We start from the raw sequence: 25799 nt of genomic DNA, 5'->3' as shown, positions 1-25799 counted from the left end.
GAGCCGGCGCCCTCGGATCAGGCGGGCGGGCGCAGTGAGGGCGCCGTCAGCCGGAAGCTCATCCGGCCGAAGCTCACCTGGTCCCCGTCGCGCACCGGGATCGAGCCGACGAGCCGCTGGCCGTTGACGCAGGTGCCGTTGGTGGAGCCGAGGTCGCGCAGGACCCAGCGGCCGTGCTGCACGGTGAGTTCGGCGTGCAGCCGGGAGACCGTCTCATGGTTGAGGCGCAGCCCGTTGCCCGGGTCGCGGCCGATGAGCAGCGGATACGGGCTCGGTGCGGGCAGCAGCAGCTTCGGGAGCCGCTCGGTCTGCCAGGCCCGGCGCAGCCGTCCGGGGAAGGCGGATATCCCGCCGACGGCCTTGACGAGCCCCTGCGAGAAGCGGTTGCCGGTGTCCAGGTCCGAGGTGAGGGCCGCCAGCTCCTCGGGGCGGCGGGCGACGAGGGCGAGCTCCATGCGCCGCATGAAGGTGTCGTGCGACAGCTTGCCCTGTGCGGCACCCTCTCTGAGCACGCCGAGGACACGGTCGCGCTGGGCGTCCGACAGCCGCGCGGGATACGTGTGGAACTCGAAGGAGGACGTCACATCGACGATTGTCGGGCCGAGGGACCCGAAGTGTCCAGAACAGCCCCGCTTCCCGCCCGTGCTGACCTGCACCGGGGCCCGGCGCGTTAGTCGGTGGACGGCATGTGCGGGATGCGGCTACGGTCGGCACCGACATCGGTCGAGGTCAGGAAAGGGGGTGGGACCGTGCGTGCGAACACCACCGGTACCACCGGCATCCGCAGCTTCTCACCCCTGCGCTCCCGCCCCGTCCACCGGGCGGTGTCGGACTCCGTCTGACCGGGAGCGCCGCGTTTCTTCCCGGAGGATTTCTCCATGACCGATCTGGTCATCCGCGCGCTCACCCCGAGCGACGCCGATCTCTTCTCTTCCCTTCACGGCAACGCTCTCGTCGGCCGTGGCGCCTTCGGTCAGCGTTACGCCACCGTGGCGGACGGCGGCGAGTACCGCCCCGACTGGACCTGGGTCGCCCTGCGCGACGGCAAGGTGGTGGCCAGGGCCGCCTGGTGGGGCGGGCCCGAGGACACCGAGCCCGTGGTGCTCAACTGGTTCGACTTCGCGGACGGGGAGGCGGAGGCGGGCGCCGAGCTCCTGCGCCGCGCCCCGTTCGACAAGGAGTACGAGCTGATCGCGCCCGCCGGGTGGCGGGACGACCCGGCGGTGCGGGCCGCCGTCGAGGTGCGGGTCGCCGCCGCCACGGCGGCCGGTATGAAGCCGCTGGTCGAGCGGTACCGCTACCGGTGGACCCCCGGCTGTCCGCTGCCCGAGCGGACGGGACGGCTCACCTACCGCCCGGAGCCGGACGACGCCGTCATCCTCGATGTGCTGCGCCGGGTGCACTCGGCGACGCTGGACGCCCACGCACGCAAGGCCATCGAGGGACCGGGGGGTCTGGAGGCGGCGGCCCAGGAGGAGTTGGACTTCTTCCACTGGTGCCCCTCGCCGAGGGAGTGGTGGCGGCTCGCGTACACGCCGGACGGTGAGGTGGCGGGCATCCAGGTGCCCGCGCACAACCCGTCCGGGCCGTGCGTCGGCTTCATCGGGGTCGTGCCCGAGGCGCGCGGGCACGGGTACGGCTACGACTTGCTGGTGGAGTGCACCCGCTTCCTGGTCGAGCAGGGCGCCGAGTTCGTCGCGGGCGCGACGGACCAGGGGAACGCGCCGATGGCCGCCGCGTTCGCCCGCGCCGGGTACCCGGTCATCCAGGAGTGGGTCCATCTGGCCTGAGCGCTCCGGCCTCCTCCGCCAGCCAGTCCAGCCGGAGTCGCTGCTCGGCGGGGATCGTCGCGTCCTCGCCGCGCGGCCCCACGTTGAGCAGCAGGTTCCCGCCGTCGGCCGCGGTGTCGCGGACCAGTGAGGTGAGGGCCTCGCGGCCGATGAAGGCGTCCGGGCCGGAGTTGCGGTTGTAGCCGAAGCTGTGGTCGATGCCCCGGGTGATCTCGTACGGGTCGGAGCCGGTGTACCGGGCGTACTCCGGCGTACGGAAGTCGAAGTCCGGCGGGGTGCGGGGGACGAAGCCCTCGCCCTGCGCCACCGTGCGCCGGTCCCACCAGTTGTGGAGGGACTTGGCGCCCGGCAGGGACAGCGCCCGCCAGTGCGGGGCGTACGGGAGCAGGCGGTCGTTGACGACGCCGTGGGGGACGGTGAAGCGGTAGAAGTCGGTGAGGGAGCGGATCTCGGTGGCGGAGGCCGGCCAGGCGATGTCGTTCCAGAGGATGTCGGGGCGGTAGCGCCGGATCAGCTCCCTCAGCTGCGCGTCGGCGTACGCCGGGTAGCGGCCGCGCGGGACGGCGGCGAACATGTCGGCGGCGGTGCCGATGGGCCGGCCGTCGAAGGTCCAGTCGAGCCCGCCGGAGTAGTAGACGCCGAAGCGCAGGCCCTCGGCCCGTACGGCCTCGGCGAACTCGCCGACCACGTCCCGAGTGGTGTGCCAGCCGGTGCGGTGCGGGTTGGCGGTCCCGGAGGGCCAGAGGCAGAAGCCGTCGTGGTGCTTGGTGACCAGCACCGCGTACCTGGCGCCCGCCGCACGGAAGGAGCGGGCCCAGGCGGCCGGGTCCCAGGTGCTCAGCCCGTCCTCGAAGTCGTGGCCGAAGTCGGTGTAGGGGCGCTTCCCGTAGGTGGCGCGGTGGTGGGCGGCGACCGGGGAGCCGGGGAAACGGAGGGAGTTCTCGTACCACTCCGCGTACGAGGTCCAGCCGAGCGGCGCACGCCGGCCCGCCGCCGGGAGTCCGTCCGGCGGGACGTAGGGCGGGGCCCAGCCGGGGACGGAGGCGGGCGTCCAGTGGACGAAGATCCCCAGCCGGGCGCGGGACCACCATGAAGCGACCATGGCGGGAGTATTGATCATTCGGAGGGAGCCGCGTAAGCCCCTTCGACCGCTTCCTTCCGGATCTGATGGTTCTGCCCCTGCTTCTGGGCGCGGATCAGCTCGCGGTACCAGGCGTACGAGGCCTTCGGCGTACGGGTGAGGGTCTCGTAGTCGATGTGGACCAGGCCGAACCGCTGTGAGGCGCCTTCCGTCCACTCCACGTTGTCGGTGAGCGACCAGGTGAAGTAGCCGCGTACGTCGACCCCGGCGTCCATCGCCGCGCGCAGGGCGGTGAGGTGGCTCTCCAGATAGGCGATCCGGCGGTCGTCGGCGAGCGGCTCGTCCAGGGCGCAGCCGTTCTCGGTGATGTGGAGCGGGGGGAGGCGGTCGCCGTAGCGGCGGTGGAGGAGGGTGAGGATCTCGGTGAACCCCTCGGGGACCACGGGCCAGCCGAAGCCGGTCTTCTCGTACCCCTCGATCTCGCTTATCCCGAAGGGGAGTTCGGCGGGCATCGCGAAGCCGGAGAAGGTCTCCAGGGCCTCCGGGCGGGGCGCGCCGACGAGGGTGGGGTTGTAGTAGTTGACGCCGTACCAGTCGAGCGGGGTGGAGATCACCTTGAGGTCGTCGGTGACCGGGCCCGGCATCAGGGCGGCGATGGCCTCGTCCGGGTAGCGGCCGGTGAGGACGGGGTCGGCGAAGAGCCAGTTGGTGAGGGTGTCGTACAGCTCGGCGCCTGCTCGGTCCTCGTCGGAGTCGCCGGCCGTCCAGACCGGGGCGTGCGAGAGCGCGATGCCGATGTTGTCGGCGCCCGCCGCGCGCAGGGCGCGGACCGCGAGGCCGTGGGCGAGGAGCTGGTGGTGGGCGGCGGGCAGGGCGTCGAAGAGGAGGGTGCGGCCGGGGGCGTGCTCGCCCAGTGCGTAGCCGAGCATCGTGACCTCGGCGGGTTCGTTGATGGTGATCCACATCGGGACGCGGTCCGCGAGGCGTTCGGCGACGATTCCGGCGTACTCGGCGAAGCGGTAGGCGGTGTCCCGGTCGAGCCAGCCGCCGGCCTCCTCCAGCGGGAGCGGGGTGTCCCAGTGGTAGAGGGTCGGTGCGGGGGTGATGCCGTGGGCGCAGAGCTCGTCGACGAGCCGGTCGTAGAAGTCGAGGCCCTCGGCGTTGACGGCGCCACTGCCGCCCGGGACGACGCGGGGCCAGCTGATGGAGAACCGGAAGGCGTCGGCGCCGAGCCCGGAGAGCAGGGCGACGTCCTCGCGGTAGCGGGCGTGGAAGCCGGTGCCCCGGGTGGTGTCGGTGCCGTCCTTGATCCGGCCCGGCCGGGCGGCGAACGCGTCCCAGCCCGAGGGGCCCTTGCCGTCGGCGTCCACCGCCCCTTCGGTCTGGAAGGCGGAGGCGGAGGCTCCCCACAGGAAGCCGGGCGGGAACTGCGGTACGGGCATCGCGGCCTCCATGAGCCGTACGGATGAACGGAACCTGTATGAGCGGGGAGCAGGCCGGGCAATGATCAGGACCAGACCTTAATGGCCGGTAACCGGCGGTTCCAGAGGCCGGCGCTCATGGATGGTGGTGAGCCGGGCGCGGAGCCGCCTCCGGACACCGGGACGGCCCGGCGGTCTCTCTGTCACGCATGTGGCGGACGGTACGGACGAGGAGTGGTGGATGCGGTTCGAGGTGTGGGCCCCCGAGGCGGACACGGTCGTGCTGGAGGCGGCGGAGGTCCGGTACCCGATGGAGCGCGATCCGGAGCGGGAGGGGTGGTGGAGCGCCGAGGCGGAGGCGGCGGACGGGGAGCGGTACGGGTTCCGGGTGGACGACGGGCCGCTGCTCCCGGACCCTCGCTCGCGGCGCCAGCCGGACGGGCCCGACGGGCCGAGCGCGGTCGTCGACCAGGGGGCGTACGCCTGGCGCAACGGCTGGGCGGGGCGGCGGCTGAACCGCGCGGTCCTGTACGAGCTGCACGTGGGGACGTACACCCCGGAGGGCACGTTCGACGCGGCGGCGGCCCGGCTGGGCCATCTGGCGGAGCTGGGGATCACCCATGTGTCGCTGATGCCGGTCTGCCCGTTCCCCGGCACCAACGGGTGGGGGTACGAGGGGGTCTCGCTCTGGGCGGTGCACGAGCCGTACGGAGGCCCCGAGGGGCTTAAGCGTTTTGTCGACACAGCCCACGGGCTGGGGCTCGGGGTGGTCCTGGACGTGGTCCACAACCACCTGGGCCCCTCCGGCAACTACCTGCCCGCCTTCGGCCCGTACTTCACCGACACCCACCACACCCCGTGGGGCGCGGCGGTCAACCTGGACGCCCCGGGCTCGGACGAGGTGCGGGCGTTCCTGCTGGGCAGCGCGCTGGCCTGGCTGCGGGACTACCGGCTGGACGGGCTGCGGCTGGACGCGGTGCACGCACTCGCCGACACCCGGGCGCTCACCTTCCTGGAGGAGCTGTCCACGGCGGTCGACGCGCTCGCGGTGGAGCTGGGCCGGCCGCTGGGGCTGATCGCCGAGTCCGACCTCTGCGACCCGCGCACCACCACCCCGCGCCCGGCCGGCGGTCTCGGGCTGCACGCCCAGTGGAACGACGACTTCCACCATGCCCTGCACACCGCGCTCACCGGCGAGTCCCAGGGCTACTACGCGGACTTCGCCCGGGCTCCGCTCGCCGCCCTGGCCAAGACGGTGACGTCGGCGTTCTTCCACAACGGGACGTGGTCCAGCTTCCGGGGCCGCACCCACGGCCGCCCGGTCGACGTGTCCCGCACCCCGGCCCACCGCTTCGTCGGCTACGCCCAGACCCACGACCAGATCGGCAACCGGGCCCTCGGCGACCGCCTCGCCACCTCCCTCTCCCCCGGCCTCCAGGCGTGCGCCGCCGCCCTCGTCCTGACCGGCCCGTTCACGCCGATGCTGTTCATGGGCGAGGAGTGGGGGGCGCGCACGCCCTGGCAGTTCTTCACCGACCACACCGACCCGGAGCTGGCGGAGGCCGTACGCAACGGCAGGCGGCGGGAGTTCGGCGCGCACGGCTGGGCGGAGGAGGAGATCCCCGACCCGCAGGACCCGGCGACCCGCGACCGCTCCTGTCTGGACTGGTCCGAACCGGAACGCGAACCGCACGCCCGGCTGCTCGCCTGGTACCGACAGCTGATCGCGCTGCGGCGGACGTTGCCCGACCTCCACGACCCCGACCTCGCCGCGGTGAAGACCGCGTACGACGAGGACGCCCGCTGGATCGCGTACCGGCGGGGCGATCTGCGGATCGCGGTCAACCTGGCGGACAAGCCGGCCGCGATCCCGCTCGGCTCCGGCCGCCACCGGCGCGTCGGCGGACGGGTGGTGGCGGCCTGGGAACCGGTCGAGGCGCCGGGGGCGGACGGGGTGCTGCATCTGCCGCCGGAGTCGTGCGTGGTGCTGGCCGACGACTGAATTCCCTTTTCCCGCAGGGCTACTCGACGATGGCCAGCTCGCGCGCGGTGGCGTTGAGGCGGCGTCCGCCGTCCTCGGTGACGGTGACGATGTCCTCGATACGGACCCCGAAGCGGCCGGGGAGATAGATGCCCGGCTCCACGGAGAAGCACATGCCGGGGACGAGCGGCTGCTCCTCGCCCTCGATCATGTACGGGGGTTCGTGGGTGGTGACACCGATGCCGTGGCCGGTGCGGTGGATGAACCGCTCGCCGTAGCCGAACTCGGTGATCACCGCGCGGGCGGCCCGGTCGATCTCCTGGCAGGCGACACCGGGCCGGACGGCCGCGCACCCCGCCTGCTGAGCCTCGCGGACGATGTCGTGGACCCGCTGCTCCTCGGCGGTGGGCTCCCCGACATGGACCGTACGGGAGGTGTCGGAGCCGTAACCGTGCTTGAGGCCGCCGAAGTCCAGGACGACCATGTCCCCTCGCTCGATGGTCCGCTCCCCCGCCTCGTGGTGCGGGTTGGCGCCGTTGGGGCCGGAGCCGACGACGGTGAAGTCGACCTGGGAGTGGCCGAAGTGCTGGAGCAGCGCGGCGAGATCGGCGGCCACGTCACTCTCGCGGCGGCCGGAGAACCGCACCTTCAGGATCTCCTCGTACGTGGCGTCCGCCGCCGCCCCCGCCGCCGCCAGGCGCTCCAGCTCGGCGTCGTCCTTCACCGCCCGGAGCATCGGGAGCGCCTCGGTGAGGGCGGTGTACGTGGTGCCGGGCAGCGCCCGCTGGAGGCCGAGGAGGTGCATGGCCCAGGCGTTGTCGCTGACGCCGAAGCGGCCCTGCTCGGCGAGCAGCGGGGAGGCCACCGCGTACGGGTCCACGCCGTCGGTCCAGTCCCGCAGGGCGAGCGCGGGCGCCCCGGCGGCGGCCGCGGCGTCGGGCGCCTCCAGGGTCGGGACGACCAGGACGGGTTCCTCACCGGCCCGCAGCACGAGGAGGGTGAGGCGTTCGGTGGAAACGGGCTGGTAGCCGGTCAGATGGACGAGATCGGGCCCGGGCGCCACGATCACCCCGGCCAGCCCGGCCTCGGCGGCGGACTCGGCCGCCTTCACCATCCGGGCCCGGTAGACCTCGGCGGTGAAGGGGACGGGGTGCGGCGCGGGCGGGTTCGGGCTGGACATCGGGGCCTCCTGGGGGTGCGGGGGTGCGGCAGGGCGTGGCTCCCTGCATCCTGCCCGCCGGGCGGGAGGTACGCGAACAGGTTCGGGGGCGCACGGGAGGGGGCCACCGGGGAGCCGGGCGCGACAGTCCGGTCACGACGGCAGTCGCACCGCCACGTCCGCCCGCTCCCGGCCGCTCTCCACCAGGCGGGCGTTCGCCTCGTCGGAGCGCTCCACCCACTCCCGCGCGTACGCCGGGGGCTTCCCGTACCGGACATGGCGCTCAACGAGCCGGCGCACCCGGACCTCCGGGTCGAGGTCCAGGAACCAGACCTCGTCCAGCAGCCCGCGCACCGCCGCCCACGGCCCCTCGTCCAGCAGCAGGTAGTTGCCCTCGGTGATGACGAGCGGTACGTCCGGGGTGACGGCCAGGGCCCCGGCGACCGGCTCCTCCAGGGCCCGGTCGAAGGCGGGGGCGTACACCGGGTGGACCGGGTCCGGGTCGCGCAGCCGCCGCAGGAGGGCCGCGTACCCGGCCGCGTCGAAGGTGTCCGGGGCGCCCTTCCGGTCGGCCCGGCCGAGCCGCTCCAGCTCGGCACCGGCCAGGTGGAAGCCGTCCATGGGGACGAGGGCGGCGCGCCCCTCCAGGGCCTCGGCCAGCCGCTGCGCCACGGTGGACTTCCCGGCCCCGGGAGGCCCCGCGATCCCGAGGATGCGGCGCCGCCCGGTCTCCGCGAGGCGGCGGGCCCGGTCGGTCGCGTCGGCGAGGCCGCCGGGGGTCGTGGCGTCCAGGATGTCCAGGGAGTCCATGCGGGGCATTGTGCGGGGGCGGGGACGGGAAGCGTTAGTGTTACGTATAACTCAACTGCCTGAAGCCGTGGAAGGAACCCCATGTCCCACATCGCCCTGGTCACCCTCGTCGTCCGCGACTACGACGAGGCCGTCGCCTTCTACCGTGACGCGCTCGGCTTCGAGCTGGTCGAGGACACCGACCGGGGCGACGGCTCCCGCTGGGTCGTCGTGCGCCCGCGCGGGGCGGCGTCCGGTACGGGGCTGCTGCTGGCCCGCGCGAAGGACGGGGCGCAGGAGGCGAGCGTGGGGGCGCAGACGGGCGGCCGGGTCGGCTTCTTCCTGCACACCGAGGACTTCGCGGGCGACCACGCCCGGATGAGCGCGGCCGGGGTGCGCTTCCTGGAGGAGCCCCGGCACGAGACGTACGGCTCGGTCGCGGTCTTCGAGGACCTGTACGGCAACCGGTGGGACCTGCTCCAGCCGACGGACTGACCCGTCGCCATTCGGCCCACAGTTGAGGCGCGGCCGGTCGCCCTGCGCCGACCATGAGGTCATGGAGTCCACGGAGAGCGCCGCCCCGGCCGAGCGGCACGCCGGGTGGAACGAGCTGTTCTTCGACCTGGTGGTCGTCGCCGGGGCGGGGCAGCTGGCCCACCTCCTGCACGACGGCCCGCATCCGGCGGACCTCGCCCTGTTCGGGGTTCTCTACCTCGCCTTCTGGACCACCTGGGCCGGGTTCGCCGTCTACGGGGACATCGCCGCCTCCGCGACCCGCGTCAGCACGCTGCTCGTCGCGATGCTCGGCATGGCCGTGATGGCGGCCTCCGTCCATGCGGTCCTCACCCACCACGCGGTCACCTTCGTGGTCGCCTATGTGGCCCTGCGCTGGCAGGCGGGGCGCGTCTGGCAGCGGGGCAGCATCGTCGTCGACTGGCCGCTGGCGCAGTTCGGCGCGGGGGCGCTGCCCTGGCTCGTCTCGCTCTTCGTCCCGACGCCGTGGCGCTACTGGCTCTGGGCGCTGGGCATCGCCGTCGACATCGTCACCCTGCTGGTCGCCACGCGCGGCTGCACTCTCCGCCGCGCGTCCGAGCGTGCCGCCGCCCGCCGGGGTGACCGCCCGCCGCCGGGCCCGCCGCATGCGGGCTCATCCGTGCCCGCGCCTGAGCCCGCGCCGCCTCGGCTCAGCGAGGAGCGCATCGACACCGCGCACATGGGCGAGCGGCTCGGGCTGTACGTGATCATCGTGCTGGGCGAAGGGGTCATCCAGATCATCGGCGCCGCATCCGAGCGCGACGACTGGGACCTGCCGCTGGCCGCCACCGGGCTCGGGGCGTTCTGCCTGCTGGCCGGGGTCTGCGCCCTGAGCCTGCTGTACGGCACCAACGGCATCCCGCACCTGCGCAAGGACGCGCTCCCGCCCCGGCTGGCGATGCTGCTGCACGCCGTGATGACCGGTTTTCTGGTCGCCCTGGCCACCGCCCTCGGCTCGGCGATCACCCACTTCGACGACGTCCTGCCGAAGGGGCAGCACTGGCTGCTGTGCGGGGCGATGGCGGGGTACTTCGCGGCGGGCGTGGTCGCCGTGCTGCCGCTGGCGGAGCGGGCCGACCGGGTGTGGGTGCTGGGCTGGGGGCTGCCGTGCCTGGCGGTGTCCGTGGCGCTCGCCCCGCTGGGCGTACGGCTGCCGGCGTGGGCGACGATCGGGATCCTGGTGGCGCTGGTGGGCTGGCAGATCCTCTACGACCCGGGGCAGGCGGGGATGGAGCCGTCGGCCGGGCGGTGGTGGGGCGGGAGGATCCGGCGTACGAGCCGGGCCGATCGGTCCTGAGCGCCGCTCACGCCCGGGCCAGCCCCGCTTCCCGTACCGCCACCGCCTCCATCGCGTCCAGCACCGGCCGGATCAGCGGATGACCCTCGGCTCCCTGGCGTACGGCCGCGAAGACGCGGCGGGTGGGGGCGCTGCCCTCCACCGGGCGGACGACCACCCCGGTCAGCTCCATCCCGCGCAGCGCCGAGCGCGGCACCAGCGCCACCCCCGCGTCCGCCCCGGCCAGCGCCACCACCGCCCGGAAGTCATCCGACGAGTGCTCCAGGCGCGGCTCGAACCCGGCGAACTCGCAGGCCAGGACCACCACCTCATGGCACGGGTTGCCCGGGTACGGCCCGATCCACGGGTCCTTCGCGAGGTCGGCGACCGCCACCTGGTCCTGGTCCGCGAGGCGGTGGTCCACCGGGAGCACCGCGTCGAACGGCTCCGAGTAGAGGGGTACGCGAGTGAGGCGGCGGTCATCCTCGGCAGGGGCGCCCCGGTATTCGACGGCCACCGCCACATCCACCTGCCGGTCCAGCACCATCGGGACGCTGGCATCGCCCTCCGCGTCCTGGACCTTGACCCGGATGCCGGGCGCGGTGCGGGCCAGCTCGGTGAGGGCGGGGGCGAGGACGAGGCCGATGCCGGTGGCGAACGCGGCGACCGTGACCGTACCGGCGACGCCCGCGCCGTAGTCCGCGAGCTCCGCCTCCGCCCGCTCCAGCTGGGCCAGGACCACGTTGGCGTGGCTGAGGAGGATCTCCCCGGCGGCGGTGAGCCGGGCGCCGCGCGCGCCGCGTTCGACGAGGCGGTGGCCGGTCTCCTGCTCCAGGGCGGCGAGCTGCTGGGAGACGGCGGAGGGCGTCAGGTACAACGCGGCGGCGGCCGCGGTCACCGTGCGGTGGTCGGCCACCGCACGGAGGATTCGCAGCCGCCGCGCATCGATCATGTGCCCATTGTCCCAGGTCGCGGCGGAGCCCCCGACCCGGCCGTCAGGTCAGGCAGCCTCCGCCTCCAAGGCCGCCCGCGCGTCCACGAACGCGTCCACGGCGCGGTTGACGTCGGCGGTGGAGTGGGCGGCGGAGAGCTGGACACGGATGCGCGCGGCCCCCTGCGGGACGACCGGGTACGAGAACCCGATCACGTACACCCCGCGCTCCAGGAGCAGCTCCGCCAGCCGGGCCGCCTTCGCCGCGTCCCCGATCATCACGGGGGCGATCGCGTGGTCGCCGGGCAGGATCTCGAATCCCTCCTCGGTCATCCGGGTGCGGAAGAGCGCGGTGTTGGCGTTGAGCTGGTCGCGCAGGTCGCCGGCGGACTCCAGCAGGTCGATGACCTTGAGGGAGGCGGCGGCGATGACCGGGGCGAGGGAGTTGGAGAAGAGGTAGGGGCGCGAGCGCTGGCGCAGCAGGGCGACGATCTCGGCGCGGGCCGCGACGTAACCGCCCGAAGCGCCGCCGAGCGCCTTGCCGAGGGTGCCGGTGATGATGTCGACCCGGTCCATGACGCCGTGCAGCTCGGGCGTGCCGCGGCCGCCGGGGCCGACGAAGCCGACGGCGTGCGAGTCGTCGACCATGACCATCGCGTCGTAGCGGTCGGCGAGGTCGCAGATCTCCTGGAGCGGTGCCACGTACCCGTCCATCGAGAAGACTCCGTCGGTGACGATCAGCCGGCGGCGGGCGCCGGACGCCTCCTTGAGCTGCTTCTCCAGGTCGGCCAGGTCACGGTTGGCGTAGCGGTGGCGCTGGGCCTTGGAGAGGCGGATGCCGTCGATGATCGAGGCGTGGTTGAGGGCGTCGGAGATGACCGCGTCCTCGGGGCCGAGGATGGTCTCGAAGACTCCGCCGTTGGCGTCGAAGCAGGAGGAGTAGAGGATCGTGTCCTCCTGGCCGAGAAAGGCCGAGAGCCGCGCCTCCAGCTCCTTGTGGACCTCCTGGGTTCCGCAGATGAAGCGGACCGAGGCGAGCCCGTAACCCCAGCGGTCCAGCGCCTCGTGGGCGGCGGCGATGACCTCGGGGTGGTCGGCCAGGCCCAGGTAGTTGTTGGCGCAGAAGTTCAGCACCTCGCCCGGGCGGCCGCCCGCGGTGACAGCGACGGTCGCGGACTGCGGGGTGCCGATGACGCGCTCGGGCTTGTGCAGGCCGGCGGCGCGGATCTCGTCGAGGGTGGTGCGCAGATCGTCGCGTACGGATTCGAACATGCTGGATTCCTTAACAGGGATGCGAGAAGAGGTTCGAGGAGATGCGAGAAGGGGTTCGACGGGTCAGGCGGTCCAGTCGAGGATGACCTTGCCGCCGAGGCCGCTCGCCGCGTCGTCGAAGGCAGCTTCGAAGTCGCGGAAGCCGTACCGGCCGGTGATCACGGGGGCGAGGTCGAGGCCGCCCTCCAGCAGGACGGACATGGCGTACCAGGTCTCGTACATCTCGCGGCCGTAGATCCCCTTGATGGTGATCATCGACGTGACGATCCGGGACCAGTCGACGGCGAACTCCTCGGCGGGCAGGCCGAGCATCGCGATGCGGCCGCCATGCGTCATGTTCGCGACCATGTCGCGCATCGCCTCGGGGCGGCCGGACATCTCCAGGCCGATGTCGAAGCCCTCACGCAGGCCGAGCTCGCGCTGGCCGTCCGCGATGGTGCGGTCGGCGACGTTGAGGGCGAGGCTGACGCCGACCTTGCGGGCGAGGGCGAGGCGGGCCTCGCTGACGTCGGTGATGACGACGTTGCGGGCGCCGGCGTGCTTCGCGACGGCGGCGGCCATGATGCCGATGGGGCCGGCGCCGGTGATCAGAACGTCCTCGCCGACCAGCGGGAAGGAGAGCGCGGTGTGCACGGCGTTGCCGAACGGGTCGAAGATCGCCGCGATGTCGAGGTCGACGGGGACCCGGTGCACCCACACGTTGGAGGCGGGCAGGACCACGTACTCCGCGAACGCCCCGTCCCGGCCGACGCCCAGGCCGACGGTGGAGCGGCAGAGGTGGCGGCGGCCGGCGAGACAGTTGCGGCACTTGCCGCAGACGAGGTGGCCCTCGCCGCTGACCAGGTCGCCCACCGCGATGTCGGCTACGTCGGAGCCGAGGGCCGCGACCTCGCCGACGAACTCGTGGCCGAGGATCAGCGGGGTGGTGACCGCCTGCTGGGCCCAGCCGTCGTAGGCGCGGATGTGCAGGTCGGTGCCGCAGATCCCGGTACGCAGGACCTTGATCAGGACGTCCCCGGGGCCGTACTCCGGCTCCGGCACGTCCATCAGCCACAGTCCCGGTTCGGCCTTCTGCTTGACGAGTGCCTTCACGGCTGCGGCTCCCTGCACGTGGTACGCGGGTGGTGGATACCCCGGGCCTGGGGGCCTGTCGGAGGAGCCCTGCGGCCCGGGGTGGTCTTCGGGGGGTTTCCACCCCCATGGTGGGGGCGGAGATACGGCGGGACGGGACGGAACACGCCCGTGCGGCTCCACGCACCGTCCCCGGCCGTCACCCAGAAGGCTGCCGTACGGCGGGGTCCCGGGTCCATCGAGGATTTCTTAAGCAGGGTCGCAGGAGATCTTCACGCCTGGGCAACGCTTCACGGACCGCAGCCGCCCGCGGGCCTTCGATTGCGGGGTGACCGCTGGTCCCGCTCCCCTGCTTCAGCCGTCAGGCCGCCGTCTCCGCCAGGAACGCCGTGATGTGCTCGACGAGGGCGTCCGGCCGGTCCTCCGGCAGGAGCGTGTAACTGTCCGCGACCTCCACCAGCCGCCCCTGCGGGAGGAGGGCGGCGAGCCGTCGCCCGTGGTCGAGGGGCATGACCCGGTCCTCGGTGGCCCAGATGACGAGCGCGGGGCGGTCGAACGTCCGCAGCTCCTCCGCCCAGCGCAGCAGCTCGGCCCGGTCCGGCACTCCGAGCACATACGTCCGCAGGTCGCGGCGGATCTCCTTGGAGGCCCACAGCGGCCGGAACCAGCCGTCCATCACGGCGTCCGGCACGGGCCGCTTGCTCATCCATCCCCAGGTCATGGGCGCTCGCCGGGCGCGCTTCAGCCTCAGCAGGGTGAAGGCGAACTCCAGCCCGCCGGGCAGCCTGGCCAGGGCGGCCAGGTTCCGGCCGGGGAGCCCGGGCGGGTAGTTGTCGAACGCCTCGCAGGACGTGATGACGAGCCGGCCGATCCGGTCGGCCCGCCCGTCGGCGACGAGGGCCTGGGCGCCGCCCCAGTCGTTCATCACCAGGGTCACATCGTCCAGCCGGAGCGCCTCCAGGAACTCCGCGACCAGCCGGGCGACCCCGAGCACCGTCAGGTCCGCGTCGGGTTCCATCGGCCGTCGGTGCCCGCCGAGCGGCAGGGTCGGCACGATGCACCGGACCCCGTCCCCGAGCCCGGCGACGACGTGGCGCCAGAGCGAGCCGTCCATGGCGACACCGTGCAGGAGGACCACGACGGGTCCGTCGCCGCCGCTGTCCTCGTACGTGATCACACCGCCGGAGAGCCTCACTTCGTCCATGGCGGCCAACGTAGTACGAACCGGGAGCTGACAAACCAACAGAAACTTTCAGGCCCCACCACGTTCAGACCTTTGCACGAAGACCGGCGAACTTTGAACACAGGGGTGACGAAGTATGGACGGCGTCAGCAGAAGCCTCCTACTGTTTCGGTCGCGACCCGCCGGAGTCACACCCGGGTCACGCCAGCTTGACCCGCACGAGCCGAACCGTTCACCCCCGGGCGCCGGGTGGCCCCACCCACCGCCGCGACGTGCCCCTCGCTGCGAGGGGCCAGGAGGAAGAATGCATCCACGGCCGTTCCACCGCTCCCGCAGACGACCCGTCCTCAGGCGTCGACCGCTCCGCAGACATCTGACCGGTCTGCTGGTCTCCTCGTTCCTCATCGGCGCCTTCTCCGCCGTACCGGCCACCGCCGCCCCCGCCGCGCCGGCCGAACTCCCCCCGCAGGAACCGGGGGTGACCCTGCGCGTCTTCGATGTGCAGGTGCCTCTGGACGAGCTGTGCGACATCAAGGCGGGCCAGACGCCGAACGTCGACAAGCTGATGCCTCAGATCGACTGGGACGCGGCGGACGACTTCGGCTTCGAGGACCGCTTCGTCTCCCAGGTGACGGGCAACATCAAGGTGCCCGAGGACGGTTCGTACACGTTCCGGCTCACCAGCGACGACGGATCGCGGTTGCTGATCGACGACCAACTGGTCATCGACCACGACGGGTTGCACGGCGCCGACCCCAAGGACGGCGCGGTCACCCTCACCGCCGGCTACCACTCCCTGCGTATCGACCACTTCGACCGCACCGGCGGCCAGCAGGTCACGCTCGCCTGGCAGCCGCCGGGCGCCGGGGACTTCGCCGTCGTACCGAACTCCGTGCTGTCCACGGACGCCGACGTCGTACGGGTGACGGCGCCGGGCCGCAAGGAGTGCGAGGGCGCTCTCGACTCCCCCGGCGACGGGCTGCCGCTGAACGACGTGCACCCGGACTACGCGCTCACCGATCTGCGCCCGGCGGGCTTCGAGCCGCAGGTCTCCGCGATGGACTGGCTGCCGGACGGCCGCCTCGCCGTGACCACCTGGGGCGGCACGGACAACGAGACCGGTGAGGTCTACCTCCTCGACGGTGTCCAGGGCGAGACCGGCCCGGGCCAGGTGAAGGCGGAGAAGGTGGCCGAGGGGCTCAAGGAGCCCATGGGCATCAAGGCCGTCGACGGAAAGCTCTACGTCTCCCAGAAGCACGAGCTGACCGAGCTGACCGACACGGACGGCGACGACGTCACCGACGAGCGGCGGACCGTGGCCACCTGGCCGTTCGGCGGCAACTTCCACGAGTTCGCCTTCGGCCTGCTCTACCGGGACGGCCACTTCTACCTCAACCTCTCCGTGGCGATCGACTACGGCGGCGCCACGACCGACCCGCAGCCGGCGGAGAACCGCGGCACGACCATCAAGGTGAACAAGGAGACCGGCAAGGTCGACTACATCGCCGGCGGACTCCGTACGCCCAACGGCATCGGCTGGGGACCGGAGAACGACCTGTTCGTCCTGGACAACCAGGGCGGCTGGCTGCCCTCGTCGAAGCTGGTCCACGTCAAGCAGGACCGCTTCTTCAACCACTACACCAACCCGTCGGGCCCCTTCGACGCGAAGCCGGTCACCAAGCCGGTGCTGTGGCTCCCGCAGAACGAGATAGCCAACTCGCCCAGTACGCCTCTTCAGTTGACCGAGGGACGGTTCGCCGGGCAGATGCTGTTCGGGGACGTCACGTACGGCGGTATCCAGCGCGCCTACCTGGAGAAGGTCGACGGCGAATACCAGGGCGCGGTCTTCCGCTTCACCCAGGGCCTGGAGGCGGGCGTCAACCGGATCAGCATGGGTCCGGACGGCGCGATCTACGCCGGCGGGCTCGGCGCGGGCGGCAACTGGGGCCAGGAGGGCAAGCTCACCTACGGCCTCCAGAAGCTCTCCCCCAGCGGGGACAAGGCGTTCGACATCCTGGCGATGCGGGCCAAGCCCGGCGGCTTCGAGCTGGAGTACACCGAGCCGCTCTCGGAGGAGACGGCGGCGAAGCTCGCCGAGAGCTACCAGGTCGAGCAGTGGACGTACGCCCCCACCCCTCAGTACGGCGGCCCCAAGATCGACGAGGAGACCCTCCAGGTCGGCTCGGCGACGCTCTCCGAGGACCGCAGGAAGGTCACGCTCGCCCTCCCCGGCCTCAAGGCGAACCGCGTCGTCCACGTCCGCTCCCCGCGCCCCTTCTCCTCCGCGAGCGGCACGGAGCTGTGGTCCACGGAAGCCTGGTACACGCTCAACTCCCTTCCTGGTGACCAGCCTCCGCCCACCCTGTACGAGGCGGAGGAGGCCGCCCTCACCGGCGGCGCGGGCGTCGACACCGAGCACGCGGGCTACTCGGGCGGCGGCTTCGTCGACAACTTCGGCAACCAGGGCGCGGCGGTCACCTTCGACGTGCGGACGGAGAAGGCGGGGACGTACGACGTCGGCCTGCGCTACTCCAACGGCCCGAACCCGGCCCCCGGCACCAAGACGATCAGCGTCCACGTCAACGGTACGAAGGTCCGGCAGACGAGCCTGGCCTCCACCACCGACTGGAAGACCTGGGCGACGAAGAACGAGCAACTGGAGCTGGAGGCAGGCCACAACACCATCACGTACTCCGTCGACAGCGGCGACACCGGCCATGTGAACCTCGACATGATCGCCGTCCACCCGGAGGGCGCCCGCATCCCGCTCTTCGACGGGACGTCCCAGGCGAACTGGCAGCACCCGGACGGCCGCACACCTCAATGGCCGGTGAGCGGCGGGGAGATGGAGGTGAAGGACGGTGATCTCCGGACCAAGCAGGGGTTCGAGGACTTCCGCGTCCACGTGGAGTTCTGGCTGCCGAACCTCCCGCCGGACGTGACCGGCCAGGACCGGGCCAACAGCGGGGTCTACCTCCAGGAGCGGTACGAGGTGCAGATCCTGGACTCGTACGGTGACGACACGCTCGCCGACAACGAGGCCGGGGCGATCTACACGAAGAAGGCCCCGGACGTGAACGCGGCCACCGCGCCGGAGACCTGGCAGACGTACGACATCACCTTCCGCGCCGCCCGCTTCGACTCCTCCGGCAACAAGACGGAGGACGCGAGGATCAGCGTCGTCTGGAACGGCGTCACCGTCCACGACGACGTGGCGGTCGACGGCCCGACCGGCGGCGGAGCGGCCGAGGCCGCGACGGCGGGGGCGATCAAGCTCCAGGACCACGGCAGCAAGATCCGCTACCGGAATGTGTGGGTGGAGCCGCTGACGTAGGGGGGCGAGGGCCATGAGGGGGCGGCGGCCGCTTCGGGCCGCCGCCCCCTTGCCGGTCTCGCTCGGGCCGCAACATGGCGAAACGCCGTCGCGCAGGCCCCGGATCTGCTGGGATGGGTGGTGGGAGCACGAGTGGTGAGCACGGGGGCGCACGGTGGGGCTGGAGTTCGGGCACAACCTTGGGCTGCGCCGCGCCCTGCGCGGTCTGCCGCTCTCCCCGCTCGTCCCGGGGTACGGCCGGCTGGTCGCTCGGCAACGGGCCCTGGGGTTAAGGCACATCGGCGACGCGCTGGTCGAGCGCGGACGGGTGCTGGGGGTGCTCGACGGAGTCTTCGAGGAGGGCGGCGCGCGCCGCCGGCAGCACATCGGTGCCGACCGGCTGCGTCAGCTGGGCGCCGCGCGCGGCGGAGCGTACGGGCCGCTCCTCGCCCAGCTGGAGGCGGTGCAGCTCCAGGACCCCGCCGCCCTGCGCCGCATCCTTCTCTACCAGCTCGTCGAACTCCTCCAGGCCCACCCGCAGGGCGCCGACCCCGCGACCGCCGTCGCGCTCGGGGTCTGTCCGCAGGAGGCGGGCCCCCTCGTCCGCGTGGCCGCCGCCCACCTCCGGCTGGACGCGGAACAGCGGCGTGCGGTGGAGGAGTTGGCGGACGCGTGGGCCGACGGGAAGGTGCGGCGCGCCGCCGGTCTTGCGGCCCTGCTTCCGGCGGGCGGCGGGGGCGACGCGCTGCTGCGCCGGCGGCTGGCGGAGATCGCCGAGCGGGTGAAGGAGGCCGACGACGCCCTCGACGCGGCGCGGGAGGCCGAGAAGGCGGGCGATGCGCGGGCGGCCGAGGACTGCATGCTCCGGGCCGCCCGCCTGGCCTCGGACTGCCCCTGCGCCCTGCTCGGCCTGGTGCGGCTGCATCGGGCGGGGGGCGGCGCGGGTGTGGGTGCCGGTCCGGCGGCTGGCGGCGAGAAGCCCGGTCCGGCGGGCGGCGGCGAGAAGCCCGGTCCGGCGGCGGTGTACGACGAGGGCGCCCGGCCCCGTGAGGTGCTGACCGTCCTTCCCGCGCCCGAGGCCGTGACCGTGGCGCTCTCCCCCGCGTCCCCGGCCGCCGACGCGGCGAACGGCCGGCGGGTCGTCCGGCTGACCCGGGTGCCGGGCGGCCCCACCGGGATCACCGAGATCACGGACCTCTCCCCTGCGGGCGGCTGGGTGGACCCCAGCCCCCCGTTCGGCCAGGAGGTCCGCTACGCCGCCCTGCCCCTGCGGGACGGCAGGATCGACGGCCCGCCCGTCGTCTCGGACGTGCTGCTCGTCGCCCCGGACGTGTCGGGGCTGCGGTCCACCACCGGCCGGGGCCGCATCGAGGCCACCTGGACCGAGCCGTCGGGCGCGCTGGGCGTACGGGCCCAACTCGTGGGCCCCGCAGGCCCGGTGGGCGGTGCCGAGGTGCGTACGGGGGCGCTGACCGCGACCGGGCTGGGCGTCGGCGCGTACGTGCTCCGCGTCCGCTGCCGCTACCGGTCGCCGGACGGGGCCGTCATCGAGTCGGCCGGCGCGGAGCACCCCGTCTCCGTCGATCCCTGGCCCACCCCGGTGGACCGGCTCGACGCCACGGCCGTCCACGGGGCCGTCCGGTTCTCCTGGAGCGGCGGGGACGACGCCGACGTACGCCTGGTCGCCTGGCCGGCCTGCCCGCCGGAGCCGGGGGCCGAGCTGACCGACGACCCGGCACGGCCCTGGCCCGCCCCGCTGCCCTGGGCTGCCGGGTCGGGCGGCGGCCTGGTGCCGCCCCCGGGCTCGGTCACCCGGGTGTCCGCCCTGGCCGTGCTCGGCCCGCGAGCGGTGGCGGGGCCGGGCCTCGTCGTCGAGTGCCCGCCCGCCGTGGCCGGGGCCCGGGTGGAGCGGGTGGGCGGGGGCCGGGCCCGCGTCACGTTCGACTGGCCGGCGGAGGCGGGCGAGGTCGCGGCCACCGTGGAGCAGGACGGGGCGAGCACCGTGCACCGGGTGGTGGCCCGCAGCACCTACGTACGGGAAGGGCTGTACGTGGACGTGGCGCCCTCCGCGTTCTCGGTCACCCTTTCCGCCGCACCCCGGACGCCGGACGCGGTGGTCGTCCCGCCGCCGGGCGGCGCGGTCCGGGTGCCCGCGGACATCGCCGTCAGCTACCGCATCGTTCCCGGTGCCCGCCGGGCGCTGCGCCGGGGGCCCTCGCTGCTGCGGGTCACCCTGTCCTGCCCGGGGGAAGTCCCGGCCGATCTACCGGAGTTCGTTCTCGTGGCCCGGTCGGGCAACGGCCGGGATCCGGTCCGGCCGCGCACCCCCACGGACGGCACGACCCTGCTCCGCGTCGGCGGATCCACCCTGACCCCCGGCAGCCCCGTCGAGCTGCCCGTGCCCTCCGGCCTCCGGCCCCCGTACGCCCTGCGCGGTTTCCTCCTCGGCGAAGGGGCCGCCGACGTACGCCTCGACGAACCCTCTCCCACGACCCTGGTGGTGCGCTGACATGACGACCGTCATCTGTCCCTACTGCTTCGACCGCGCACCGGCCGCGCGCCTGCCCTACCGCTGTCTGATGATGGCCACCGGGGTACGCGGCGGCACCCCGTGCGACGCCGAACCCGACGACGTATGGGCCGACTTCATGGGTCCGAGCCTGCCGCCCTCCCGGCGGCTGCGCGGGCCGGTCTTCCCCGCGCCCCGCACCCTCTCGTCCCTGCGAGGCACCTCCGCCCGCCAGCCGTGCCCCCGGTGCGGGGTGGCCACCTCGGTACGGGTCTGCCGCGGCTGCCACAACGACTTCCCCAGCGAGTACTGCGACCAGGACAGCCGCATCATCGCCCTCGTCGGCGCCAAGGCCTCCGGCAAGAGCACCTATGTGTCGGTGCTCGTCAACGAACTGCGCGGCCGGGTGGGCCGGGAGTACAACATCTCGCTGCCCGCGATGGGGGCCGAGACCCAGCGCCGGGACCGGGAGATGGAGGAGGACCTGTACGAGCGGCTGCGGCTCCCGGACACGACGCGTCCGGCCGCCATGGGCTTCAACGACCCGCTGCTCTACCGGCTGAGCGTGCCGCGCCGGGGCAGGTACGCCAAGGGCAGCAGGCACACCACGCTGGTCTTCTTCGACGCGGCGGGCGAGGACCTCAAGAGCGCGGAGGCGATGGCCCGTTACACCCAGTACCTGGCCGCCGCCGACGGGATCATCCTGCTCGTCGACCCGCTCCAGATGGGTTCGGTACGCGACCGCAGCGCGTCCGCCGACGGTCCGCCGCTGCCCGCCGTCGAGACGTCACCGCAGCAGATCGCCTCCGACCTCGCCGCCCAACTCCGCTCCCACGGACGGAGCGTGTCGCGGGGCCGGGTCACCACGCCGATGGCCGTCGCCGTGACGAAGACGGACGCGCTGCGGGCGCTGTTGGGGGCGCACTCGCCGCTGCTGCGCAACGCCACCCACACCGGCGGCGAACTGGACGACGACGACCGGCTCGCCGTGCACGAGGAGTTGCGGTCCCTGCTGAGCGACTGGGACTCCGGGGTGCTCTGCCGCCAGTTGGAGAACGACTTCGCCGAGCTGTCGTACTTCGGTCTCTCGGCGCTGGGCGCACCGCCGCCCGCCGACGCACCGGCCGACGCCCCGAAGTCGGGTCCGCAACCGCTGCGGGTGGAGGATCCGCTGCTGTGGCTGCTGGGGCGGCGCGGTCTGGTCCCGGTGCGCAAGAGCCGGCCGGAGGGCCAGAAGGAGAACCGTACGGGGAAGGCCGACGCATGAGCCTGGGACAGCTGCACTACACCTCGGCGCCGCCCGGCCCGGACGGCTCGGGGTTCCGCTTCACCGCGCTCACCCCGGGGCTGCCGCAGTCGGTGCTTCGGGAGGCCGAGCAGCTCATCGGCTACGAGCCGCCACGCAACGCCCCCTCGCGCCCCTCCGCCACCGAACTCGAAGCGCTCCCCAGGGCGTTCAGCTACAGCGAGCTGTCCGACGGCAGCCGGCTGCTGGCCCGTACGGTCTACACGGGCGCCGACTACAGCGGCCGCTGGGGCAACTTCCACGCCCACGCCGTGCACCTGGCCCCGGGGCGGCAACTCCCGGACGGGGCGCTGCCCGTCAGCGCGTGGGAGTCCCCCGGATGGGCCGCCGCCACCCCGGAGGGAGGGGCCCCGCCGGCCCTGGCCGCACTGCCGCCCTCCACCCTGCTGGACCCGGCCGGACTGATCGCCTTCGCCGCCTCCCGGGCCCCCTGGCTCGCCGCCGTCTTCACCGACCTCCAGCGCCAGGCCGAGGACGAGACCGCGCCGCAGGTCGTCCTCGTGGAGCGGGACAGCGCCGATGTGGCCCGCTGGGTGGCCCTGGCGAGCGCCGCGCTCCCCCGCGAGGCCGCCCACCGGCTGACGTTCACCACGTACACCCGGCGCCCGCACCTCGCCGGGCAGCGGATCGTCGGCGTGCTGCCGGACGACGCGCACGGGCTCGCCGGTTCGGGGCGCCGCTACCGGGTCCACGACTGTTCCGCCCCGCCGCCCGCCCCGGACGGGCCGGCGCCCGGCCCCGACGGATCGGAACCGGCTCCCTGGGCGGTGGCCGCCGCCCGGATCTGGTCGGCCGGTGCCTTCGAACTCTTCCAGCACGCCCACCGCCTCCCCGGAGAGCCCTTCACGGCGGGACCCCCCTCCGCCCTCGCCCTGTGCGCCGGGATCGACCTGCCGTCGTCGCACCGCACGGCGGCGGCCCTGTGGGCGTGCGAACACCCCGCCGAGCTGGACGAGCAGGAGCTGGACGGGCTCGTACAGACCTTGGCGGCGCCCCGGCAGGAGGCGGCGGTACCGGCGGCCGAGACCGCCGCCCTGGCCGAGCTGTTCGCCCGGGTCGGTGCGAACCTGCGGCCGGAGACCGCCGCCCCGCTCGCCGCACGGCTGCTCACCTCCGCAGTCCGCTCGGACGAACCGGTACGTCCGCCGGATCCTGGCGCCCTGACCGACGAGGTGGCCCGGCAGCTGGCGGCCGAGCTGGGCCCGGAGCTGCGGGCCGGGATCGCGGACCCGGCGGGCGGCTTCGCGCGTCCGCTGCGGCTGCTGCGGGTGGCCGGTCTGCTCGCGGTGGACTGCTCCGACCTCGTCGCCCCGCTCGCGCACCGGCTGGCGGCCGCGCTGCTGGCCGATCCGGCCGCGTACGGAGGTGAGCTCCACGAGACACTGGCGGACCGGCCCGACCTGCACACCGCCCTGCTGCGGGAACTGGACGCGGCGGCCCTGGCCGGTCCCGCCTCGGTCACCGTGCTGCTGGAGCGCGCTCCGGTGGAGCTGGAGAGCCGGGAGGCGCTGCCGTATCTGCGCATGTGCGGCTGGAAGGCCCGTGGCCCGGCCGGGGGCGGGGGCGGCGACCGGAACGGTGAGCTGCGTGCCGTCCTGGAGGCGGCAGGGGTCTCCGTCTTCGCGCATCCGCCGCTCCTGCGCGTCGCCTTCCGCCTCGTGTGGGGCTCCGACACACCGACGCCGGAGGAGGCCCGGTACGTCCTCGCCGAGACCGGGGCCGACGTCCACCGCCCGGCGGAGACCTGGCCCTTCCTGGTCACGGCGGCGCTGAACGGCAGGCCGGGAGACCCGCACGCGGACGAGCTCGCCCACGAGCTCCTCGCGGCCTTCTCCAGGGAGCTGCGGCCCCACGACCGGGCGGCCCTCCTGCTGCTGGAGTTCGCGCGCGACCTGCGGGCGGGCGGCGCGGGACCCGGTTGGGTCGACCGGTACCTCGGCCTGCGCCGGGCCGCCGAACCGGTGAACCCGACGGTGCTGGAGCACGTCTGCGGCCGCATCGCCCGGTGGCTGCTGACCGACCCCGGGGCGGGCCGCGAGCTGGACGACCTGATCCGCAGCCGTGACGCCGACCTCTGCGCGGCCTACGAGCGGGCCGCCCGCGAGGACGCGATCCATGGTCGACTCCTGCGCGAACCGCGCTACTTCGCGGACCGGTTCGTCGACTGGAACGCCCATCCCCAGGCGGGCGGGGCCTGGGGCAAGGTGCGCGGTGCGTTGCTGGACGGGGTGCTGCGGCCGGCCGCCCGGGCGCTGGCCGCCGAGGACCTGGCCGCCGTCGAAGCGGCCCTCGCCAAGCGGGGCGCGCGGCACGCGGAGGACTTCCGCGCCTGGAACCGGCCGGGGGCGCTGAGCCGGCTCGGGCTCCGGTTCGGCGGCCGGGACAGCCGCCCGGGCAAGGGCTCACCCCGCCGCCGAGGCGCCGGCTCCGATTCCGGTTACGGCTCCGGCTCCGGCTCCGGCTCCGGCTCCGGCTCCGACGACCGGTACCGGGACGGGGGCGTCCGATGAGCGGGCTTCTCTCGGCGGCGGTCTGGCTGACGGTGGCCGTCTGGGCGGGCGTGTGCCTGTTCCGCGCGTTCTGGGAGTTCCTCGCGCTGGCGCTCCGCGCCTCCGCGCAGGCGCTCCGTCCCCGGACGCCCGGCACGCCCGACCCCCGTATCCCGCCCGTCGGGACCGAGCCCGCGCAGCGCGCGTACTGGTCGCAGCTGATGTGGGTGGACGCGTACTCCTCCACCCGCGCCGCCGCCTCGGCCGTACGGCACCGGCTGCTGGGCCGCTGGATGGCGGTCACCGCCCGCCGCATGTTCACCGGGCGCCAGCCCTCCACCGGCTACCGCTTCGACCACTGGATCGCCCGCTTCGTCGTCCGCCTCCTGGCCCCGGGCACCGCGCTCGGGGCGATCACCGGGGCGCTCCTCGCCTCGGCGGTCCTGGTGCTGGTCCACCTCGTGATGTGGCTGCTGGTGGCCCTGGTGTGGCTGGCCGCGGTGGCCGGGGTCGCCGTCCTGCGCGGGGCGGACCGGGCCGGGGCGCTGGTGCGGCGGGTCCGGATGAACTGCCCCTATCCGGGCTGCTATCGGGCGTTCCCGCTCGCCGTGCACCGCTGCCCGGGCTGCAGCCGGGCCCACCGGGAGCTGCGTCCGGGCCGGTTCGGCGCGTTGTGGCACGTCTGCGCGTGCGGGCGCCGGCTCACCACCGTCTCCCTGGCCGGCCGCGACCGGCTCGCGGTCGAGTGCCCGCACTGCGACCGGTCGCTCCCGGCCGGGATCGGCCGGCTGCGGATCGTGCACGTGCCGGTGATCGGCGGGACCTCGTCGGGCAAGACGATGCTGATGGCGGCGGCGGTCACCGGGCTGCACGCGACGGCCGGGCGGAGCGCGCTGAAGGTCACCTTCGCGACGGACGACGACCGGCGGGACGTCGTGGACCTCAACGGGCAGCTCAAGCAGGACGGTTGGGTGCGCAAAACCCAGGGCGGCCAGCCACGGGCCCTGATGCTGCGGGTCACCCACCGCCGCAGGCACCGGCTGGTCTACCTCTACGACCCGATGGGCGAGTCCCTGTACGACGTGGACTCCACCCGCCGCCAGGAGTATCTGGCCCACGCGGACGGGGTGGTCCTGGTCGTCGACGTGCTGGCCGAGCCCCAGGTGCGGCGGTCCCTCACGGCCGCCGAGGAGGAGCTGGCGCGGGCGGCCAACCCCTCGGAGCCGGGGCCCTGGCAGACGTACCAGACGTTCACCGGCGAGCTCTCGGCGCTGGCCGGACGGCGACGGCGCGGCCGGCTGCCGCTGGCGGTGGTGGTCACCAAGCGGGATGTGCTCGACCGGATCGAGCGCCTGCGGGTCCCCGCGACGGGGATCGGCCCCTGGCTGGCCACGATCGGCCTGGACCCGCTCGTACGGGACCTGGGGCACCGGTTCCGGACCCGGCGGTACTGGGCGCTCAGCGCCTACGCGGCCACCGGTACGGGCCCCCTGGTGAGCGAGCAGCAGCGGGCGGCAGAGGCGGTGTTGTGGATTCTGGCCCGCACGGGCCTGCGGGTCGGCAAGCTGCTCTCCGAGGGCTCTTCCGAGGAGGCGTCCACAGGCCGGGCGGCCCCGTCGGTGCCCGGCCCGCGCGACGCCCCCGTACAAGATCGTTCAACCCGCTGACGGAGCCTGACGTGATCGTTAAGGTCG

18 protein-coding genes are annotated in these 25799 nt (G+C 73.6%); 9 read left to right on the top strand and 9 right to left on the bottom strand.

Annotated elements, in window-relative coordinates; translation table 11 throughout:
* Window positions 1-17 precede the first annotated feature (17 nt).
* Window positions 18-584 carry a DUF1707 and FHA domain-containing protein gene (locus IF17_RS0104340; protein WP_030562322.1) on the bottom strand — a complete coding sequence of 189 codons (567 nt, stop codon included), beginning with the start codon at window positions 582-584 and terminating at the stop codon, window positions 18-20.
* A gap of 294 nt (window positions 585-878) precedes the next feature.
* Here IF17_RS0104340 and IF17_RS0104330 point away from each other — a divergent pair, with 294 nt between their 5' ends.
* On the top strand, window positions 879-1790 hold the full coding sequence (locus tag IF17_RS0104330) for a GNAT family N-acetyltransferase (RefSeq protein WP_030562318.1): 912 nt from the start codon (window positions 879-881) through the stop codon (window positions 1788-1790).
* Here the strand turns inward: IF17_RS0104330 and IF17_RS0104325 are convergent.
* Window positions 1762-2892: an alpha-L-fucosidase gene (locus IF17_RS0104325; RefSeq protein ID WP_030562316.1), complete on the bottom strand. Its 1131-nt coding sequence runs from the start codon at window positions 2890-2892 to the stop codon at window positions 1762-1764. The two genes, IF17_RS0104330 and IF17_RS0104325, sit on opposite strands and share 29 nt — an antisense overlap.
* Window positions 2893-2906: 14 nt before the next feature.
* Window positions 2907-4313, bottom strand: coding sequence for a GH1 family beta-glucosidase (locus tag IF17_RS0104320; protein ID WP_030562314.1), 1407 nt, complete (start codon window positions 4311-4313; stop codon window positions 2907-2909).
* Between the two features lie 220 nt (window positions 4314-4533).
* Here IF17_RS0104320 and treZ point away from each other — a divergent pair, with 220 nt between their 5' ends.
* On the top strand, window positions 4534-6294 hold the full coding sequence (gene treZ, locus IF17_RS0104315) for a malto-oligosyltrehalose trehalohydrolase (RefSeq protein ID WP_030562312.1): 1761 nt from the start codon (window positions 4534-4536) through the stop codon (window positions 6292-6294).
* 19 nt (window positions 6295-6313) lie between these two features.
* Here the strand turns inward: treZ and IF17_RS0104310 are convergent, their stop codons facing one another.
* Together IF17_RS0104310 and IF17_RS0104305 are read right to left on the bottom strand one after the other, a co-directional pair.
* On the bottom strand, window positions 6314-7453 hold the full coding sequence (locus IF17_RS0104310; protein WP_030562311.1) for an aminopeptidase P family protein: 1140 nt from the start codon (window positions 7451-7453) through the stop codon (window positions 6314-6316).
* 132 nt (window positions 7454-7585) lie between these two features.
* A complete protein-coding gene (locus IF17_RS0104305; protein ID WP_030562308.1) occupies window positions 7586-8251 on the bottom strand; it encodes a nucleoside/nucleotide kinase family protein in 666 nt (221 codons plus the stop codon).
* Window positions 8252-8323: 72 nt separating this feature from the next.
* On the opposite strand from IF17_RS0104305, the gene IF17_RS0104300 reads away from it, so the two are divergent.
* Together IF17_RS0104300 and IF17_RS0104295 are read left to right on the top strand one after the other, a co-directional pair.
* Window positions 8324-8716 (top strand): VOC family protein, encoded by a 393-nt coding sequence (locus IF17_RS0104300; RefSeq protein WP_030562306.1) that lies wholly within the window; start codon window positions 8324-8326, stop codon window positions 8714-8716.
* A gap of 61 nt (window positions 8717-8777) precedes the next feature.
* Window positions 8778-10052 carry a low temperature requirement protein A gene (locus tag IF17_RS0104295; protein WP_030562304.1) on the top strand — a complete coding sequence of 425 codons (1275 nt, stop codon included), beginning with the start codon at window positions 8778-8780 and terminating at the stop codon, window positions 10050-10052.
* A gap of 7 nt (window positions 10053-10059) precedes the next feature.
* On the opposite strand, the gene IF17_RS0104290 is transcribed toward IF17_RS0104295, so the two are convergent.
* The 4 genes from IF17_RS0104290 to IF17_RS0104275 form a co-directional block, all read right to left on the bottom strand.
* Window positions 10060-10983: a LysR family transcriptional regulator gene (locus IF17_RS0104290; RefSeq protein WP_030562302.1), complete on the bottom strand. Its 924-nt coding sequence runs from the start codon at window positions 10981-10983 to the stop codon at window positions 10060-10062.
* A 48-nt stretch (window positions 10984-11031) separates the two neighbouring features.
* The gene (locus IF17_RS0104285) at window positions 11032-12234 is read right to left on the bottom strand and encodes a glycine C-acetyltransferase (protein ID WP_030562300.1); all 1203 of its coding nucleotides are present in this window, start codon (window positions 12232-12234) and stop codon (window positions 11032-11034) included.
* A 63-nt stretch (window positions 12235-12297) separates the two neighbouring features.
* Window positions 12298-13326 carry an L-threonine 3-dehydrogenase gene (tdh, locus tag IF17_RS0104280; protein WP_030562298.1) on the bottom strand — a complete coding sequence of 343 codons (1029 nt, stop codon included), beginning with the start codon at window positions 13324-13326 and terminating at the stop codon, window positions 12298-12300.
* 340 nt (window positions 13327-13666) lie between these two features.
* A complete protein-coding gene (locus IF17_RS0104275; RefSeq protein WP_030562296.1) occupies window positions 13667-14509 on the bottom strand; it encodes an alpha/beta fold hydrolase in 843 nt (280 codons plus the stop codon).
* Between the two features lie 283 nt (window positions 14510-14792).
* Here IF17_RS0104275 and IF17_RS0104270 point away from each other — a divergent pair, with 283 nt between their 5' ends.
* The 5 genes from IF17_RS0104270 (at window position 14793) to IF17_RS0104250 (ending at window position 25772) form a co-directional block, all read left to right on the top strand.
* On the top strand, window positions 14793-17822 hold the full coding sequence (locus IF17_RS0104270; RefSeq protein WP_030562294.1) for a 3-keto-alpha-glucoside-1,2-lyase-like domain-containing protein: 3030 nt from the start codon (window positions 14793-14795) through the stop codon (window positions 17820-17822).
* Between the two features lie 154 nt (window positions 17823-17976).
* The gene (locus tag IF17_RS0104265; protein WP_030562292.1) at window positions 17977-20310 is read left to right on the top strand and encodes a tetratricopeptide repeat protein; all 2334 of its coding nucleotides are present in this window, start codon (window positions 17977-17979) and stop codon (window positions 20308-20310) included.
* 1 nt (window position 20311) lies between these two features.
* Window positions 20312-21577 carry a TRAFAC clade GTPase domain-containing protein gene (locus IF17_RS0104260; protein ID WP_030562290.1) on the top strand — a complete coding sequence of 422 codons (1266 nt, stop codon included), beginning with the start codon at window positions 20312-20314 and terminating at the stop codon, window positions 21575-21577.
* Window positions 21574-24126 carry a GTPase-associated protein 1-related protein gene (locus tag IF17_RS0104255; protein ID WP_030562288.1) on the top strand — a complete coding sequence of 851 codons (2553 nt, stop codon included), beginning with the start codon at window positions 21574-21576 and terminating at the stop codon, window positions 24124-24126. Before IF17_RS0104260 ends, IF17_RS0104255 begins: the two co-directional genes overlap by 4 nt.
* Window positions 24123-25772 (top strand): TRAFAC clade GTPase domain-containing protein, encoded by a 1650-nt coding sequence (locus IF17_RS0104250; RefSeq protein WP_030562286.1) that lies wholly within the window; start codon window positions 24123-24125, stop codon window positions 25770-25772. The genes IF17_RS0104255 and IF17_RS0104250 overlap by 4 nt, the downstream gene beginning before the upstream one ends.
* The last annotated feature ends 27 nt before the right edge of the window (window positions 25773-25799 follow it).

The sequence above is a fragment of the Streptomyces cyaneofuscatus genome (genome assembly GCF_000718135.1).
GTDB lineage: Bacteria > Actinomycetota > Actinomycetes > Streptomycetales > Streptomycetaceae > Streptomyces > Streptomyces cyaneofuscatus.
This window is presented reverse-complemented; position numbering and strand designations above follow the sequence as displayed.